This window comes from Sphingopyxis sp. LARHCG72 (assembly GCF_052871675.1).
In genome coordinates this window covers 138,509-155,467 of record NZ_JBIXJU010000006.1, presented here as the reverse complement: position 1 = coordinate 155,467, position 16,959 = coordinate 138,509, and the positions used below count along the sequence as shown (strand labels likewise).

The window sequence follows — 16,959 nt, the reverse complement described above, 5'->3', positions numbered from 1 at the left end:
CAGGTGGTGCCCAAAATTGGTTTGGCAAATCGTCAATCAAACTGGGTTGAAATCGTCATACCACTTATGTAGACCAATGCGCGATAACAACGCCGATACCGGGGAGAGATTCATGCTGCTACGCGCTGCCTTGACGATCGCGATCAGCGCTTCGACGGCGCACGCCGCGCTCGCGCGCGACATTGCGGTCGCCGATCAGACGCAGTTCAAGGCAGCGGTCAAGGCGGCCAAGCCCGGCGATTCGATCATTCTTGCCGACGGCGAATGGCGCGACTTCCAGATCGTCTTCACCGGCACCGGCACCGCCGGCAAGCCGATCACCCTCACCGCGCAGACCAAGGGCAAGGTCATCCTGACCGGCCAGTCGAACCTGCGCCTCGGCGGCCGGCATCTCGTCGTGTCGGGGCTCGTCTTCCGGGGCGGCGCCAGCCCGACCGACCAGGTCATCAGCTTCCGCCGCGATTCGAAAACGCTCGCGTCCGACAGCCGCGTCACCGAGGTGGTGATCGACGGTTACAGCAAGGCCGACCGCCGCGCCGAGGATATCTGGGTCGCGCTCTATGGCACCGGCAACCGCGTCGACCATTCGCATTTCGAGGGCAAGACCAACAGCGGCGTCACGCTCGCGGTGATCCGCCGCGCGGGCGACCCGCTCGATAACCGCCATCGCATCGATCACAATTATTTCGGCCCGCGCCCGCCGCTCGGTTCGAACGGGGGCGAAACGATCCGCATCGGAACGAGCGAGGAATCGCTGTCGGCGTCGAACAGCGTCGTCGAACGCAACATCTTCGACCGCACGAGCGGCGAGGTCGAAATCGTCTCGGTCAAGTCGGGCGGCAACATCATCCGCGAAAATCTGGTGCTCGAAGCGCAAGGGGCCTTCGTCCTCCGCCACGGCAACGGCAACCTCGTCGAGCGCAACATCTTCCTTGGCAGGAACGTCCCCGACACGGGCGGCGTGCGGGTGATCAATCGCGACCAGATCGTCCGTGGCAATTATTTCGAGGGCCTCGCGGGCACTTCGTTCAAGAGCGCGATCAGCGTGATGAACGGCGTGCCCAATTCGGTGATCAACCGCTATCATCAGGTCGCAAATGCGCGGATCGAGGGCAACAGCATCATCGACAGCGCACGCATCACATTGGCGGCGGGTGCCGATGCCGAACGCTCGGCGGCACCGACGGACAGCAAGTTCGAGCGCAACCTGATCGTCGGCGCCAAGGGACAGGACCCGTTCCGCGCCGAGGGCGAAATCACCGGCATCACGTTCGCAGGCAATGTCGAGGCGAAAGTGGCGAAGCCGTTGGTGGGCGCGGGCGTCGAGCAACGTGACGTGACGCTCGAACGCGCACCCAACGGCCTGTTTTATCCCACCGATCCGGCGCTCGCCGCGGTCGGCGCGCCGCGCGACCTCAAGCCCGTAACCCGCGAAGAAGTCGGCGCCAGCTGGTATCGCGGCTATGCGCCCGAAGCCGCGTTCGGCACCGGCACCGTCCGGCGGCTCGCAGCAGGCGCCTCGCTTGCGCAGGCGGTCGCCGATACGAAGGCGGGCGACACCCTCGCGCTCGCCACCGGCACATACGATGTCGCCGCGCCGCTCGCGCTCCGCCATCGGCTGACCATTGCAGGCGCAAAGGGCGCGAAACCGGTTGTCCGCGTCGCTTCGGGTCTCGCCCAAATCGAAAGCGGCGGCGGGCTGCAGCTCGAAAATCTCGCGGTCGATGCAAGCAAGGCATCGGGCGAAGGCGCGTTGATCGCGGCCACCGCAGGCATCGCGCCGAACTACAGCATCGCGCTCGAAGGCGTATCGGTGCGCGGCCCGGGCAAGGGCCGTCTTGATGGCATCGTCATGGCGCCCGGAACCTTTGCCGACGATGTGACGATCACGAACAGCGACTTCGCCGAGATGGGCGTCGTCGTCGCCGCGACCGGCGAGCAGGAGCCGAAAGGCTGGTATCCGATGGAGCGGCTGACGATCGCCGGCAGCAACTTCGCGCGCGTTGCAATGGTCGCCGACCTCTTGCGCAAGGGCACCGACGAAAGCACTTTCGGTCCCTGGTTCGCGATGACCGGATCGAGCGTCGCCGACAGCGGCCGCGACGGCGCGTCGCTGCGCATCTCAGGCGCGCAGCACGCCGACATTGCGCAGAATAATTTCGCCAAATCGGACGGCATTCTCGTCATCCATTCGGTCGGCGCGCCCGAAACACGGATCGCATCGAACGCCTTCGCGGCGACCCCCGCACCACGGATCGAGGAATTGGCATGGAAAGGCCCCCCGCGCGGCCTGGTCGCCGGCAATATCGTGGAGGCCCGCCCGTGACCCGTACGCTCGCCCTGCTGCTCGCCGCCGCGGCATTTTCGACGGCTCCGGCCACGGCACAGCCCGCCGCCGCCGCGACGGCACAGGCCGCCTCCCCGCTCTTCGCCGCCGAGATCGAGCGCGCGAAAGCGGACGTCGAGGCATCGATCCGCGCCGGCGTGAACGTTCCGGTGCCGAAGGACCCGGGCGGCGGCTTCACCCACGAACAGCACAAGCGCAACTATCGCACGATCTTCGAAGGCGGGCAGCTCTTCCGCCTGACCGGCGACGTGCGTTACCGCGACCATGTCCGCGACCTGCTGCTCGCTTATGCCGACCTCTATCCAAAGCTCGGGCCGCACCCCGCAGCCGCGAACCAGATCCCGGGCCGCCTGTTCTGGCAGAGCCTGAACGACAGCGTATTCCTCGTGAACGCGGTGCAAGGTTATGGCGAAATCCGGGACGCGTTGCCCGCCGCCGACCGCAAGCGCATCGACGACCAGGTGATCCGCCCGATGGCGCGCTTCCTGTCGGACGGATCGCCCGAGGTGATCAACCGCATCCATAACCATGCGACGTGGGCCGCCGCGGGCGTCGGCCTGTCGGGCTATCTGCTCGGCGACCGCGACCTTGTCGACAAGGCGCTGCTCGGGCTCGACAAGAGCGGGAAGGCGGGCTTCTTGCGCCAGCTCGACCTGCTCTTCTCGCCCGATGGCTATTATGCCGAAGGCCCTTATTATCAACGCTATGCGCTGCAACCTTTTGTCGTCTTCGCAGCTGCAATCGCCGCGAACGATCCCGACCGCAAGATTTTCGAGTACCGCGACGGCATCGTCCTGAAGGCGATCCGGACCGCAATCGACGTTACCCACGACGGATATTTCCTGCCGATCAACGATGCGATGCCCGACAAGAGCCTGCGCACCGAGGAACTCCATCACGCCGTCGCCATAGCCTATGGCGCGACGAAGGACCCGGCTTTCCTGTCGATCGCCGACTGGCAGGGGCGCACCGTGCTGACCCCTGCGGGACAGGCGATGGCGGCGGACCTTGCGGCGGGCAAGGCGAAGCCCTGGCCCTTCGGCTCGCGCCTGCTGTCCGACGGCCCCGACGGCAAGGGCGGCGCACTCGTCCTGCTGCGCACCAAGTCCGACCCGACCGGCCCGCTGCTCGTCGCCAAGAACACCGTACAGGGCATGGGGCACGGCCATTTCGACCGGCTCGGCTGGCTCTATTATGACGAAACCGGCGCGGTGGTGACCGACTATGGCGCGGCGCGTTTCCTGAACGTCGAGGCCAAGCGCGGCGGGCGCTACCTGCCCGAAAACGACAGCTGGGCAAGCGCGACGATCGCGCACAACACACTTGTCGTCGATGAACAAAGTCATTTTGCAGGTGACTGGAAAGCTGGTGAAAAATTGCCAACTCGCCAACTCGCCGCGTCGCTCGAAGGGCCGACGCGCTATGCGATCGGCGCAATCGACAGCGCGTACAAGGATGTCCGCATCCGCCGCGCGCTGCTGCTGGTCGAAGTCGACGGCCTCTCCAATCCCCTTGCGCTCGATATCCTCCACGGAACTGGCAGCGGCAGGCATCGCTATGACCTGCCGCTGCATTTTTCCGGACAGATCATCGACAGCGATATCGCGTTCGACCGCAAGCTGGCCGAACGCCCGGTGCTGGGCGCGGCCAACGGATACCAGCATCTGTGGGTCGACGGCGAAGGCACGAAGCCCGGCAAGGCGCGGCTGACGTGGATGCAGGGCAGCCGGTTCTACAGCTACCATATGGCGCCGCCCGCGGGCGCGCGCTTCATCGTCGCCGAAAGCGGCGCGAACGATCCCGAGTTCAACCTGCGCCGCGAGCCCGCGCTGATCCAGCGCGTCGACGGCGCGGCGGACGCGACCTTCGTCAGCCTGCTCGAACCGCACGGCGCCTATGACGCGTCGGCCGAAACCGTCGTCGCGAGCAGCGCGCGCGTCACCGCGCTCGAGCATCGCAAGGAAAAGGGCGTCGATCTGGTCCTGATCACCCTCGTCGACGGGCGCCGCATCGCGGTCGCGGTCGCCGACGATGTTGCGGCGGACGCCAAGCACAGCGTCACCGTCGACGGCCGCACCCTCGCCTGGACCGGCCCCGTCGGCCGCCTCGACATCGCCAAGACCGGAGCGAAAAAATGAGCAATACCAAGGGCCGCTTCCGCTGGTGCGTCATTGCGCTGATCGCGCTCGCCACCGTCATCAACTATATCGACCGCAACGCGCTCGCGGTGATGTGGCCCGAAGTGTCGAAGGAAATCGGCGCCACCAAGGAAGATTATGCGCTGCTCGTGACGATCTTCATGATCTTCTACGCCTTCGGCCAGTCGCTGTTCGGGCGCATCTTCGACGCGATCGGCACGCGAATGGGTTTCACCATCTCGATCGTCGTCTGGTCGCTGTCGATCGCAGCCCATGCGCTGGTGCGCTCGATGCCGCTCCTGATGGTCCTGCGCGCCACATTGGGCGTCAGCGAGGCGGGCAACTGGCCCGGCGCAGCCAAGGCGAACGCGCTGTGGTTCCCCTCGCGCGAACGCGCCCTCGCGCAGGGCATCTTCAACGCCGGCGCCTCGCTCGGCGGCATCGTATCGGCGCCGCTGATCGCGCTGCTGTTCGTCCAGTTCGGCTGGCACGGAACCTTCCTCCTGATCGGCGTGCTCGGCTTCATCTGGCTCGTGCCGTGGCTCTGGTTCTACAAGGCCGATCCCGAAAAGCATCCGGGGCTGAGCGAGGAAGAGCGCGAATATATCCTGACCGGCCGTACCGAGGCGGGCCGCGACGACAGCCGCCGCGTGCCGCTCGGCGAACTGCTGCGCTATCGCCAGAGCTGGGGCGTGATCCTGTCGCGCTTCTTCCTCGATCCGGTCTGGTGGCTCTTCGTGTCGTGGCTGCCGATCTACCTCGCCGAAACCTTCGGCTTCGACGTCAAGCAGATCGGGCTTTTCGCGTGGGTGCCCTTCGTCGGCGCGATGCTCGGCAGCCTGTTCGGCGGCTGGTTCGCAGGGCGGATCATCAGCAAGGGCGGCGGCGTGCACAGGGCGCGCATGACGACCATCGCGATCGGCTGTGCGATCATGCTCCCGTCGCTGCTGTTCACGATCGGCGCAAGCGATCCGCTGACCGCGGTGCTGCTGATTGCCTGCATCCTCTTCGGCTTCCAGATGGCGATCGGCAATATCCAGACGCTGCCCAGCGACTATTTCGGCGGCGGCGCAGTCGGCAGTCTTGCCGGGATCAGTGGCACCGCCGCGGTCGCGGGCACGCTCATCACGACGTGGCTCGTCCCCGTGCTCACCACGACAAGTTACGCGCCGATCTTCGCGCTCTCTGCGGCGATCGTCCCGATTTCCTTCCTGTGTTTCTGGCTGGTCGGCGGTCGCGTCGAACCGGTCACCATCAAACCCACCCACAATCAAGAATAAGGAATAGCATCACATGAATCTCCAGGGGAAAACCGCGCTCGTCACCGGCGGCGGCCGCGATATCGGCCGATCGGTCTCGATCGCCCTCGCCCGCGCCGGCGTTCGCGTCGCGATCAACTATAACAGCGGCCGCGAAGCCGCCGAAGACACGCTGAAGACGATTCAGGATGCCGGCGGCGACGCCTTCCTCGTGCAGGCCGACGTCACCGACAGCAGTGCGGTCAAAACGATGCTGGAAGAAGTCGGCGTCGCGTTCAGCGGCCGGCTCGACATCCTCGTCAACCTCGCGGGCGGCATGGTCGCGCGCAAGACGTTGAGCGAGATGGACGAGGAATTCTTCGACCATGTCATGACGCTCAACCTCAAATCGGCCTTCCTCGTCCTGCAGGCCTCGCAGCCGTTCCTCGGTGAAGGGTCGGCGGTCGTGAACGTGTCGTCGCTCGCGGGCCGCGACGGCGGCGGCCCCGGCGCGTCGGTCTATGCGACCGCGAAGGGCGCGCTGATGACCTACACGCGTTCGATGGCGAAGGAACTGGGGCCGCAGGGCATTCGCGTCAACGCCGTCTGCCCCGGGCTGATCGGAACGAGCTTCCACGACATCTTCTCGAAGCCCGAGGGCCGCGCCGCGGTGGCCGGCAACACGCCGCTCCGCCGCGAAGGCCATCCCGACGAGGTCGCCGACACGATCGTCTATCTCGCCTCGCCCGCCGCGAGCTTCCTCGCCGGGGTCTGCCTCGACATCAACGGCGGCCTCGCCTTCTCCTGAGTTCATCCGAAAGGACGTGAATATGCGCTGGCTTCTCGCCACAGCCACGGCCGCCCTGCTGACCAGCGGGGCGCAGGCCCAGACCCGCGAGCGGACCGATGCCGAACCGCTCGAACCGTACAAGATCATCCTTGTCGGCGATTCGACGATGGCGCCGCACAGCGGCTGGGGCGGCGCCTTTTGCGCGCAGCACGTCAAATCTTCGGTCGCGTGCGTGAACGCCGGACGCGGCGGGCGCAGCACGCGCAGCTATCGCCAGGAAGGCGGCTGGGACATCGCGCTCGCCGAGGCGAAGGTGCCGGGATATCGCGGGACGTGGGTTCTGATCCAGTTCGCGCACAACGACCAGTCGTCGCGCCCCGAACGCTGGACCGACGAAACGACCGAGTTTCCCGCCAACCTTCGCCGCTTCGTCGAAGAGGTGAAGGCGGCGGGGGCAACCCCCGTGCTCGTCACACCGCTGACGCGGCGCGAGTTCAAGGACGGCAAGCTCAAGAACACGCTCGCGAGCTGGTCCGATCAGGTGCGCGGCGTCGCCAAGGCGATGGATGTGCCGCTGGTCGACCTCAATGCCCTTAGCGCACGTCAGGCGCAGGAAATGGGAGCCGAGATGGCGACCAAGCTCGCGCAGGAGCCGCCGACTGCGGAGGAACTTGCCGCGGCAAAGGCGGGGACCACCCTGCCCGCGCCGCCGGCGCCGCCCGCGCCGCCGCCGGTCACTGGCGACGGCGCACGCGGACAGGTCACGCGCAAGTTCGACTACACGCATCTCGGCGCCATTGGCGCCGAAGTGACCGCCAAGCTCGTCACGCAGGCGCTGGCGCGCGCCGTTCCGGCGCTGCGGAGCCAGCTCGTCCGCTGACGACAAGTGTATGGCAAATTGGACTAACCAATTTGCCATACACAGTGGTTGACAATTTTGCTGCAATGCCTGACATTATTGGTCAGAACAGAATCGACATTTGGGGAGAGACGAAGTGAATTCTCGTAATCACGCGCGCACGCTGCGCGCAGCCTTGCTGGCCGGCGCAGGTTCGACGCTGTTGTTCGCCGCGATGCCCGCGATGGCGCAGGACGCGCCCGCCCCGGCGCCGCAGGCCGAGGATGAGGAAGACGCAATCGTCGTCACCGGCATCCGCGAGACGATCCAGAATTCGATCAACACCAAGCGCGAGGAAACCGCCATCGTCGACGCGTTGTCGTCCGACGACATCGGCGACATTCCCGCCATCTCGGTCGGCCAGGCGATCCAGACGATCACCGGCGCGACGACGCACCGCGAAAAGGGCGACGCGTCCGAAATCGCGCTGCGCGGCCTTGGTCCCTTCCTGTCGAACGCGACCTTCAACGGCCGCGATGCGACGAACGGCAGTGGCGACCGCTCGGTGAACTTCAACCAGTTCCCGTCCGAACTCGTCAACAATATCAAGATCTACAAGACCCAGCAGGCGAGCCTCGTCGAAGGCGGCGTCGCGGGCACGATCGAGATCGGAACGCTGCGCCCGCTCGATTTCGGCAAGCGCCGCCTGCAAGGCGAGGTCAAGGCGCAGTACAATCCTTATGGCGACCGCATCACCGGCGGCTCGGGCGGCATCGGCTGGCGCGGCACGCTGAGCTATGTCGACCAGTTCGCGAACGACACGATAGGCATCGCGATCGGCGTCCAGCGCAACGACACGAACAATCCCGAAGAAACCTATGCCGCGTCGACGACATGGACCGCGTGCCAGGCCGCGCCCGTCGTCGCCAACAACACGTGCGACGAATATACGCGTGCCGAATATGGCCAGAACCGGCCCTTCTACCTGGTCCCCAACGCTTACACCTTCCGCCAGATCAGCGAGACCGACAAGCGCGACGCGGTGTTCGGCGCGATCCAGTGGCGCCCGACCGACACGCTCGATATCAACCTCGACGTTCAATATTCGGACCGCACCTTCGTCGAGAGCCGCCGCGACCTCAACCTGTCCGAAGGCCGCGTCGGCCTGACCAACGTCGTGTTTGACGAAAATGGCATCGTCCAGAGCCTGAACGGCCTGTCGGCGATCGAATCGAACGGATCCGAACTGTCGCGGTCGGAGGAATATCTGGGCGGCGGCCTGTCGGTCGACTGGGAAGCGAGCGACCGTCTGACGATCAAACTCGACGGCAGCTATTCGCGCACGATCCGCAAGGAAATCGAACGCAACGTCCGCCTGCGCACCGCGGCGACCGACGTCAACGGCGTGCGTACCGTGTTCAACAACCGGCGCATTCCCTATAAATATGAGATCACGCCGGGCAGCTTCGTCCCGACGATCACGATCGACCCGCGCTTCGACCTCAACAATCACGATCTCTTCTGGGAGGACGCCCGCTTCCGCCGCGATGAGGCCAAGCGCCACAACGAAATTTTCGCCGGCCGCTTCGACGCGACCTATGAGCTCGACGGTTTCCTGAAGAATATCTCGGCCGGCGGCCGCTGGTCGCGGCTCACCTATCGCGACTACGACCTGCGTAACGAAGATCCCAGCCTGGTCACACCGACCGCGACCGACAAACGGATCAACAATATCTGCCGTCAGGCCTTCCCGCAGACCGATTTCCTCTCGGCGGCGAAGGGCAACAGCATCAACAGCTGGGCGACCTTCGACGTCGACTGCCTGTTCCGCGAATATCTGGGGACCGAGGACCCGGGCCTGCCCGACGAAATGCGCTCGGTCGCGAGCCGCGACGTCAAGGAAACCACTCTCGCGGGCTATGTGATGGCCGATTATGCGAGCGACCTCGGCAACATGCCGGTGCGCGGAAACATCGGCGTGCGCATCGTCAACACGCGCGTGACCTCCAAGGGGCTGCGTAGCGACCTCGTCCTCGTCCCCGATCCCAGCGGCGACGGCTCGTTCGGGCTCGACGAAACCGGCAACTTCGTGACCGAAACGATCAAGAGCAGCAACACGCGCATCCTGCCGAGCGTCAACGCGATCTTCGAAGTCGCGCCGGACACGCTGGTCCGCCTCGCCGGCTATCGCGCGATGTCGCGTCCCAACCCCAGCGCGCTTGGCGCCGGGCGCACGATCACGCTCGAAGGCGGCGAGGAGTTTACGTCGATCGGGGATGCGATCGACAATATCCGCGCCAACGGCAGCCCGCGCCTCAAGCCGCTGATGTCATGGAACGGCGACCTGTCGGTCGAATGGTATCCGAACAAGGACAGCCTCCTGTCGGCGACGGTCTACTACAAGCAGTTCAACGGCGGCTTCCAGCCGGTCGTTTACGACGAGGATTTCACGATCAACGGCGAGACCGTGTCGATCCCGGTGACGCAGACGCGCAACAGCCCCGACAAGTCGCGCATCTATGGCCTCGAGCTGACCGCAGCGACGCGCTTCAGCTTCCTGCCGAAGCCGCTCGACGGGCTCGGCGCCAAGGTCAGCTACAATTATGCGGATTCGAATTTCGAGACGCAGGACATCCGCCTCGGCGACGAATATAATCCGGTCACCGACACGGTCAGCGAAGGGATCATCCCGCCAGCCGGCCTGTCGGGTTATTCGAAGCATGTGCTGTCGGCGCAGGCCTATTACGATATCGGCCCTGTGTCGTTGCAGGCGATTTACAACTACCGGTCGAGCTATTTCCAGGACTTCGTCGGCGGCAACAGCCAGCTCCGCTACGTCGGGCCGAGCGAGACCGTCGATTTCCGTGCGTCGCTCAACCTGATGAAGGGCGTGTCGCTCCGCTTCGAGGCGCTCAACATCTTCAACGAGCCGAAGGCGACCTATATGCCGGTCTATGGCAGCAGCCGTCAGTACCACTATTATGGCGCCAAATATTTCATCGGCATCCGGGCGCGGATCTAGGATCCGGACGATGCGGTGGGCCGTACTCGGCTTGACGATGGCGGCGGCGCTCCCGGCAACGGGCGCGTCCGCCGCCGACGGCGTCGAGCCGCATATGATCGTGAAGGACGCCGTCTATCACACCGTCGGCGGCCTGCCGCTGCACCTCGACATCTATGCCCACCCCGATGCGGGGAAAACACCCGGACCGGTGCTGATCCATTTCCACGGCGGCGGCTGGGCGCGCGGCGCGCGCCCCGAAAGCTGGATGGGGTTCCGGTCCTATCTCGCCGCCGGCTTTTCCATCGTCACCGTCCAATACCGGCTCGCGGGCCAGGCCCCTGCCCCCGCGGCGGTGCAGGATGCCCGCTGCGCGCTGCACTGGGTCGGTGCCAACGCGGCGCGGTTCGGTTTCGACAGCAGGCGGATCGTCGTTTCGGGAACGTCGGCGGGCGGCCACCTCGCGCTGATGGCCGGGCTGCTGCCGCCCGCGAACGAAGTCGATCCCGATGACTGCAAACAGGCTCCGAAGGCCGCGGCGATCCTCGACTTCTATGGCCCCGCCGACCTGACCGCGACCTACGGCGGCAAGCGACACCCGACGATCGCGAACTGGATCGGCACGGGCCCCGGGGCGGCGGCGATGGAGCGCCGCATGTCGCCCGTCACCTGGCTCTCCGCGACAAGTCCACCGGTCTTCATCGGCCATGGCGACGCCGACCCCGTCGTCCCGGTCGCGCAATCGATCGAGCTCAAACGGCGGCTCGACGCGCTGGCGGTGCCTTCGGACATCTTCGTCGTCGCCGGCGGCGGGCATGGCAAGTTCGATCCGGCCAGCCAGTCGGCGATGACCGCGCGCGCGCTGACCTTCCTGTGCGGCCGCGGCATACCGGCTCCAGCCGCATGCGGGACGAAAAACTGATGCGCGCGTCGGTCATGGGCTTCAAACTTGTCATACCGGATTGTATGGACTCCCTGAGACATAGTTGGGGAGATGACTGAACCATGGCCGAACGCCGCCTTTTCGAGGATGTCGCCGACACGATCCGGCGCCTGATCCTGGACGGAACCTATCCGCCCGGAACGCGGTTGCCGGGCGAGCGCGAGCTGTCCGAACGGTTCGAGGTCAGCCGCGTGACGATCCGCGAAGCCGAGATCGCGCTGCAGGCGACGGGCTGGATCCACATCCGGACCGGCGCCGGAGCCTATGTCGAAGCCGTGCTTCCGGGCGACAATGCCGTCCTGCCCAAGGTCAGCGCATTCGAACTGACCGAGGCGCGTTCGCTTTTCGAGGCCGAGGCCGCGGCGCTCGCCGCGCCGACCATCTCGGCCGAGACGCTCGAAAAGCTCGAAACGCTGCTGACCGCGATGGCCGACGAGAATGCGAGCGAGGACCAGATCAGCGCGATCGACCGCGAGTTTCACATGACGATCGCGGCGGCGTCGAACAATAAGGCGATCATCCATGTGATCGAAAGCCTGTGGCGGATGCGGATGGAATTGCCCGAAGTGCGGACGAGCCATTCGATGGTCTGCCAGAAGGACGGCAAGGCCCGCCAATCCGAACATTCGGACGTCGTCGAAGCGCTGCGCAAGCGCGATGCGTCGGGCGCGCGGCTCGCGATGCGGCGCCATTTCAACCGCCTGCTCGAATCGATGCTCGACGAAACCGAGGAACGCGCGCTCGTCGAACTGCGCCAGCGCTCGGCCGAAAGCCGCGAACGCTACCTGCTGAGCGCCAAGCTCGCCTGATGCCGCCGGGACCGCTTCTATGAGCGCCGCGACGCGCGCGCAGGACGCGGTTTCCGCCCTCCTCGAAGCCCGGCGAACCGGTCGCGCGCTGGAGCGTTTCCCCGCACCGGTGCCCGCAACCCTTGCCGATGCCTACGCCATGCAGCAGGGCTTGCTCGCCGCGCTCGGCGGGCGGGTGCTCGGCTGGAAGGTCGGGCGTATCCCGCCCGCGATGGTCGCCGCGCTCGGCGCCGAGCGGCTCGCGGGGCCGATCCTCCGCTGCGCCGAACTCGATGGCGACGCACCGGGCGAGGCGCGCGTCTTCGCGGGCGGCGCGGGCGCGATCGAGGCCGAGGTGATGCTCCGCCTGCGTGCCGTGCCCGATCGCCCGCTTGCCGCCGACGACGACACGCGCAGCTGGGTCGACGCCATCCATGCGGGTTTCGAGATCGCGAGTTCGCCCGCCCCCGACGTCCATGCCCACGCGCCCTTCGGCATCATCGCCGACATCGGGATCAACAACGGCCTGCTCGTCGGCCCGCGCCTCGACGCCGCCGATTTCGACCGCCTTGAGGTGACCACCGCGATCGACGGCGCCCAAATGGGCACCGGGCGCGCATGCGACATACTCGACGGCCCTTGGGGATCGCTGCGTTTCCTCGTCGGCCTCCATCATGACAGTGTGATCCGGCTCGAGCCCGGCCAGTGGATTTCGGCCGGCGCGATCACCGGGGTCCATCCGATAACCCCCGGCCAGTCGGCGACCGCGCATTTCGGCGATCGCGTCCGCATCGCCTGCACCGCCATCCCCGACCCCGGAGCCTGACCATGACAGAATCGAAGAAGACAATCGCCTGTTTCGGCGAGGTCGTTTTGCGGCTGGGCGTCCCGCACGGCGAGCTGCCGCTGCAATCGGCGCGCTTCGACGTGCATGTCGGCGGCGCCGAAGCCAATGTCGCGGTCGCGCTGGCATCGCTCGGTCATGACGTCGCGATGATCAGCGCCGTTCCCGATGACGCGCTCGGCGACGGCGTCGTCGACCGGCTGCGCAGCCACGGCGTCGACACGCGGCGGCTGTTGCGGCCGGCGGGCCGGATGGGGCTCTATTACCACCTGCCCGGCGGCCCGATGCGCCCCGACGACGTCCAGTACGACCGCGCCGAAACCGCCTTCGCGACGATGGCGCCCGCCGATTGGGACTGGGAGCATCTGCTCGCGGGCGTCGGCTGGCTGCATCTGTCGGGGGTCACTCCGGCGCTGGGGCAGCGCAGCGCCGACGCGTCGCTCGAAGCGGTGCGCCGCGCGCGCGCTGCAGGGATCGGCGTCTCATTCGACGGCAATTGGCGCGGCAAGCTGTGGGAACGCTGGCACAGCGATCCCGCCACAATCCTGCGCCCGATCGTCGCCGAAGCGACGCTGCTCTTCGGCAACCACCGCGACGCCTCCTTGCTCCTCGGCCGCGATTTTTCGGGCGACGGCGCCGACCGGCGACGCGAGGCCGCGCTGGCGCTGCTCGACGCCTTCCCGCGGCTCGAACGCGTCGCGTCGACCGCGCGCCGCATCATCGAGCCGACGCGCCACGAACTGCGTGCCCGGATCGACACGCGCGGCGACCAGGCACAGAGCGACGCCATCGTCATCGCCCCGGTGATCGACCGGATCGGCACCGGCGATGCGTTCGCCGGCGGAATCCTTGATGCGCTTTTCAACGGCGAGACGCTTGCCGCCGTCGCGCAAAACGGCCTCGCTGCCGCCGCCCTCGCGCACGGCATGCGCGGCGATTTCGCCCCGCTGTCGCGCCGCCTGCTGCAAGGCGCCTCACCCGCCGCGAGCGACGTGGCGCGCTGATCCCGCGCCTATTGTCCAACAACAGCAGCGACTTGACCGGCGCGCCGGGGTAAGAAGGGGCAAAGAAAGCCCCGTTCGTCCCGGAGAGCGTGACCATGAGCCAGACGCCGACCCGCTATTGCGACCTCGTAATGAAGGGCGGCATCACGAGTGGCGTCGTCTATCCCAACGCCGTACTCGCGCTCGCACGCGATTTTCGTTTCAAGAATATCGGCGGGACGTCGGCGGGCGCGATCGCCGCGGCCGCCACCGCCGCGGCGGCGCTCGGCGACCGCAAGCATGTTGCATCGGGATCGGCCGCGTCCTGCCCCGCGACCCTCGGCTTCGCCGGGCTCGAAACTGTCGCGGCACAGCTATCGTCACAAGGTTTCATCTTCGGCCTGTTCCAGCCTGCGCGCGGAGCGAAAAATGCCTATCGGTTGATCGTCACACTCGCCGGAAACGCCGGCCCGCTCCGCAAGCTCTTCGCGGCCATGATCGCCGTAGTGGCAGTCGCGCCGCTGGAAGCGCTCCTCCTGCTCGGACTGTTTCTTTCGCTCGGCTATTGGTTTGCCGGCACGCCGGGATTGGTTGCGGTCGCACTTCCCTCCGCTATTTGCGCCTATCTGGGCGCCGCGATCGCCGCTGTGCTGCGCGTTGCGCGCGTCGCCCGGCGCAATCTCCTCGGGCTGTGCTCGGGCCGGACGGTGCGCAGGGGCGCATCGCAGCCCGCGCTGACCGAATGGATGCACGATGTCCTGCAATCGCTGTCGGGCAAGGCGGCGACGGACCCGCTGCTGTTCGACGACCTGTGGTCGGCACCGCGCTATCCCGGCGAGCCCGTTACCGAAACCGCGATCACGCTCCAGATGATCACCACCGGTGTGTCACATCACGAACCGCGCACGCTGCCGTTCAACGATGCGGCATTCTGGTTCCTGCGCGAAGAATTCGATCTGCTGTTTCCAAAGGCCGTCGTCGACGCGATGGTCGCCGAAGCAGGCGCGCCCGACCGGGTCGACGGCAAGGCCTATTACCGCTTGCCTTCGAAGGGACGGATGCCCGTTCTGGTAGCGATGCGAATGAGTCTCAGCTTTCCGTTGCTGATCAGCGCGGTGCCGCTGCACGAACCGGTCGGCAGGCGAACCCGGCGCGGGGACGACGAAGGCGAGACGTTCGACGGCGAAGAGGCCGGCAACGAAAACACGCTGAGCCAGAGCACCGACAGCCTCGCGACGGGCGGCGAGGCGCCCGTCTCGTCGATCGAAGGCTTTCGCATCTGCTGGTTTTCGGACGGCGGCGTGTCGAGCAATTTCCCGCTCCACCTCTTCGACGCCCCGCTTCCGCGCTGGCCGACCTTCGCCATCAATCTCGTCTACCCTCAGGATAGCGCCGCCGGCGTGCCGGTCGAAAGCAGCGAGCCGCATAATCCGCGCGACGCGGCCGAAGCCGCGGTGTGGCTTCCGCTCCACAACAATCGCGGGTGGAGGCGCAGCTACCGCTCGATCGCGCGGCCCGTGGCGCTCGCCGAGATTTCGGGTTTTCTGTTCGGGATCATCAGCACGATGCAGAACTGGCGCGACCTCCTGCAATCGCGCGCGCCCGGGCAGCGCGACCGGATCGTCCACGTCTCGCTCGACGCGACCGAAGGCGGCATGAACCTCGACATGTCGCAGGCGATCCTCGACAGCATTTCGCTGAAAGGGACCGCCGCGGGCGAGCGGCTATACAGCTTTTCCTTCGCCAATCATTATTGGGTGCGATGGCGCAATGTCGCGTCGGGACTCCAGCGCTACACGATGCGGATCGCCGCGAGCGCCGATGTCATCCCGCCGATACCGGCCTATGAAGGCGCGTTCGCGACAGTACGAGCCGGAACGCCGCCGCCCGTTTCCTATAAATTCCGCTCGACCGAGGCGCAGTCGGCGTCGCAGAATCTCTACGCCGACCTGGTCGCCCGCGGCAAGGAATGGGCCGACCTCGGCCCCGATCTCGGCGACGGCACACCCAGGCCGCTGCCGCAGATGCAGATCACGCCGATCTACTAGCTGGCGGGCCCGTCCCGATCCTGCTGCGGCGAAGCCTGATCGTCCTTCTTGATGAAGCTCATCTTGCCCTGCGGTTCGAGGATCGCCCACGCGACGTCCGACATCCGGCCGATGCCCGCGAGGCGCATTTCGGACAATATCTCGTCGCGCGTCAGCCGATCGCGGCGCAGGTTTTCCTCGACCACCTTGCCGTCGCGCACGATCACGCGCGGCGCGCCCTCGAGCAGGTCCTTGGCGCGCGGGAAGAGATAGGCGGTCCAGCTCAGCACAAGCGCCCAGAAAGCGAAGGTACAGATCGCGAGCGTCGCACCCGTCAGGCTGAAGTCATTATGCGTGACCCCCTGCTGGATCAGGTCGCCGAGCACGACGAGCACGACAAATTCGAACGGCGTCATCTGGCCGAGTTCGCGCTTGCCGAGCAGCCGGATCAGCAGGAACAGGATGAAGAACATCACCGTGGCGCGCAGGACGATATCCATCAGGGACGCACCTTGATGCGCAGCGGCATCGCGCCAATGCGGCGGTCGCCGTCGAGGACCGTGATTTCGCCTTCGGTGCCGGCGAAGAGTGGCGGGTTGATCTGGCCGTCGATCTTGACGTGCAGGCTGTCGCCCGCATCGAGCCGCCCATAGGAGAAATGGAACCGGCCGTCCTCGAAACTCTCCCCGGCGGCGGCCGGGATCATCGTGTTCACCGTCATGTCGTGCCAGAGCGCGGGCGATACCGCGATCACGGCATCCTCGATCGGCGCCTTGGCGATCAGTGTGATGTCGGTTTCGAAGAATTCGCCGTTCCGGATCGTCGTCGGCGTCTTCACGATCAGGCGCGCATCGCCGAAATCCGCTGCCCTGGGCGGGCTGGGCTGCCCCCCGGTAACCCCCAGCCAGGCCGCGAGCAGGATACCCCCGAGGACGAGGATCGAGATCGGGCTGGCGTGCCGGTCCCAAAGGCGCGGACGCGATGGCCCGGATTCGATTCCTTCGAGCGCCTGCATCCGATCC

At 66.4% G+C, this 16,959-nt stretch carries 13 protein-coding genes; 11 read left to right on the top strand and 2 right to left on the bottom strand.

What is annotated here, in order from left to right:
* Positions 1-112: 112 nt before the first annotated feature.
* From ACIPPQ_RS15030 to ACIPPQ_RS14980, 11 genes are all read left to right on the top strand, one after another.
* Positions 113-2,326 carry a chondroitinase-B domain-containing protein gene (locus ACIPPQ_RS15030; protein WP_446544880.1) on the top strand — a complete coding sequence of 738 codons (2,214 nt, stop codon included), beginning with the start codon at positions 113-115 and terminating at the stop codon, positions 2,324-2,326.
* Positions 2,323-4,485, top strand: coding sequence for a heparinase II/III domain-containing protein (locus ACIPPQ_RS15025; protein ID WP_446544879.1), 2,163 nt, complete (start codon positions 2,323-2,325; stop codon positions 4,483-4,485). The genes ACIPPQ_RS15030 and ACIPPQ_RS15025 overlap by 4 nt, the downstream gene beginning before the upstream one ends.
* Entirely contained in the window at positions 4,482-5,765 is a 1,284-nt protein-coding gene (locus ACIPPQ_RS15020) for an MFS transporter (protein WP_446544878.1), read from the top strand. Before ACIPPQ_RS15025 ends, ACIPPQ_RS15020 begins: the two co-directional genes overlap by 4 nt.
* Before the next feature lie 13 nt (positions 5,766-5,778).
* Complete coding sequence (locus tag ACIPPQ_RS15015; protein ID WP_446544877.1) at positions 5,779-6,531, top strand: SDR family NAD(P)-dependent oxidoreductase; 753 nt, start codon at positions 5,779-5,781, stop codon at positions 6,529-6,531.
* 22 nt (positions 6,532-6,553) lie between these two features.
* The gene (locus tag ACIPPQ_RS15010; protein ID WP_446544876.1) at positions 6,554-7,393 is read left to right on the top strand and encodes a rhamnogalacturonan acetylesterase; all 840 of its coding nucleotides are present in this window, start codon (positions 6,554-6,556) and stop codon (positions 7,391-7,393) included.
* A 115-nt stretch (positions 7,394-7,508) separates the two neighbouring features.
* Complete coding sequence (locus ACIPPQ_RS15005) at positions 7,509-10,373, top strand: TonB-dependent receptor (RefSeq protein WP_446544875.1); 2,865 nt, start codon at positions 7,509-7,511, stop codon at positions 10,371-10,373.
* A gap of 10 nt (positions 10,374-10,383) precedes the next feature.
* On the top strand, positions 10,384-11,274 hold the full coding sequence (locus tag ACIPPQ_RS15000; protein ID WP_446544874.1) for an alpha/beta hydrolase fold domain-containing protein: 891 nt from the start codon (positions 10,384-10,386) through the stop codon (positions 11,272-11,274).
* 83 nt (positions 11,275-11,357) lie between these two features.
* Positions 11,358-12,104: a FadR/GntR family transcriptional regulator gene (locus ACIPPQ_RS14995; RefSeq protein ID WP_446544873.1), complete on the top strand. Its 747-nt coding sequence runs from the start codon at positions 11,358-11,360 to the stop codon at positions 12,102-12,104.
* A gap of 19 nt (positions 12,105-12,123) precedes the next feature.
* Entirely contained in the window at positions 12,124-12,909 is a 786-nt protein-coding gene (locus tag ACIPPQ_RS14990; protein WP_446544872.1) for a 2-keto-4-pentenoate hydratase, read from the top strand.
* A gap of 2 nt (positions 12,910-12,911) precedes the next feature.
* The gene (locus ACIPPQ_RS14985) at positions 12,912-13,931 is read left to right on the top strand and encodes a sugar kinase (protein WP_446544871.1); all 1,020 of its coding nucleotides are present in this window, start codon (positions 12,912-12,914) and stop codon (positions 13,929-13,931) included.
* A 95-nt stretch (positions 13,932-14,026) separates the two neighbouring features.
* Positions 14,027-15,958, top strand: a complete 1,932-nt coding sequence (locus tag ACIPPQ_RS14980) for a hypothetical protein (protein ID WP_446544870.1) — start codon at positions 14,027-14,029, stop codon at positions 15,956-15,958.
* On the opposite strand, the gene ACIPPQ_RS14975 is transcribed toward ACIPPQ_RS14980, so the two are convergent.
* Positions 15,955-16,437, bottom strand: coding sequence for a DUF421 domain-containing protein (locus ACIPPQ_RS14975; RefSeq protein ID WP_446544869.1), 483 nt, complete (start codon positions 16,435-16,437; stop codon positions 15,955-15,957). The two genes, ACIPPQ_RS14980 and ACIPPQ_RS14975, sit on opposite strands and share 4 nt — an antisense overlap.
* On the bottom strand, positions 16,437-16,952 hold the full coding sequence (locus ACIPPQ_RS14970; RefSeq protein ID WP_446544868.1) for a hypothetical protein: 516 nt from the start codon (positions 16,950-16,952) through the stop codon (positions 16,437-16,439). The genes ACIPPQ_RS14975 and ACIPPQ_RS14970 overlap by 1 nt, the downstream gene beginning before the upstream one ends.
* Between the last annotated feature and the right edge of the window lie 7 nt (positions 16,953-16,959).

What these genes read in the sequence shown, in the direction of transcription:
- ACIPPQ_RS15030 (WP_446544880.1), top strand. Translation starts at nt 113, where the DNA reads ATGCTGCTACGCGCTGCCTTGACGATCGCGATCAGCGCTTCGACGGCG.
- ACIPPQ_RS15020 (WP_446544878.1), top strand. Translation starts at nt 4,482, where the DNA reads ATGAGCAATACCAAGGGCCGCTTCCGCTGGTGCGTCATTGCGCTGATC.
- ACIPPQ_RS15015 (WP_446544877.1), top strand. Translation starts at nt 5,779, where the DNA reads ATGAATCTCCAGGGGAAAACCGCGCTCGTCACCGGCGGCGGCCGCGAT.
- ACIPPQ_RS15010 (WP_446544876.1), top strand. Translation starts at nt 6,554, where the DNA reads ATGCGCTGGCTTCTCGCCACAGCCACGGCCGCCCTGCTGACCAGCGGG.
- ACIPPQ_RS15000 (WP_446544874.1), top strand. Translation starts at nt 10,384, where the DNA reads ATGCGGTGGGCCGTACTCGGCTTGACGATGGCGGCGGCGCTCCCGGCA.
- ACIPPQ_RS14995 (WP_446544873.1), top strand. Translation starts at nt 11,358, where the DNA reads ATGGCCGAACGCCGCCTTTTCGAGGATGTCGCCGACACGATCCGGCGC.
- ACIPPQ_RS14990 (WP_446544872.1), top strand. Translation starts at nt 12,124, where the DNA reads ATGAGCGCCGCGACGCGCGCGCAGGACGCGGTTTCCGCCCTCCTCGAA.
- ACIPPQ_RS14985 (WP_446544871.1), top strand. Translation starts at nt 12,912, where the DNA reads ATGACAGAATCGAAGAAGACAATCGCCTGTTTCGGCGAGGTCGTTTTG.
- ACIPPQ_RS14980 (WP_446544870.1), top strand. Translation starts at nt 14,027, where the DNA reads ATGAGCCAGACGCCGACCCGCTATTGCGACCTCGTAATGAAGGGCGGC.
- ACIPPQ_RS14975 (WP_446544869.1), bottom strand. Translation starts at nt 16,437, where the DNA reads ATGGATATCGTCCTGCGCGCCACGGTGATGTTCTTCATCCTGTTCCTG.
- ACIPPQ_RS14970 (WP_446544868.1), bottom strand. Translation starts at nt 16,952, where the DNA reads ATGCAGGCGCTCGAAGGAATCGAATCCGGGCCATCGCGTCCGCGCCTT.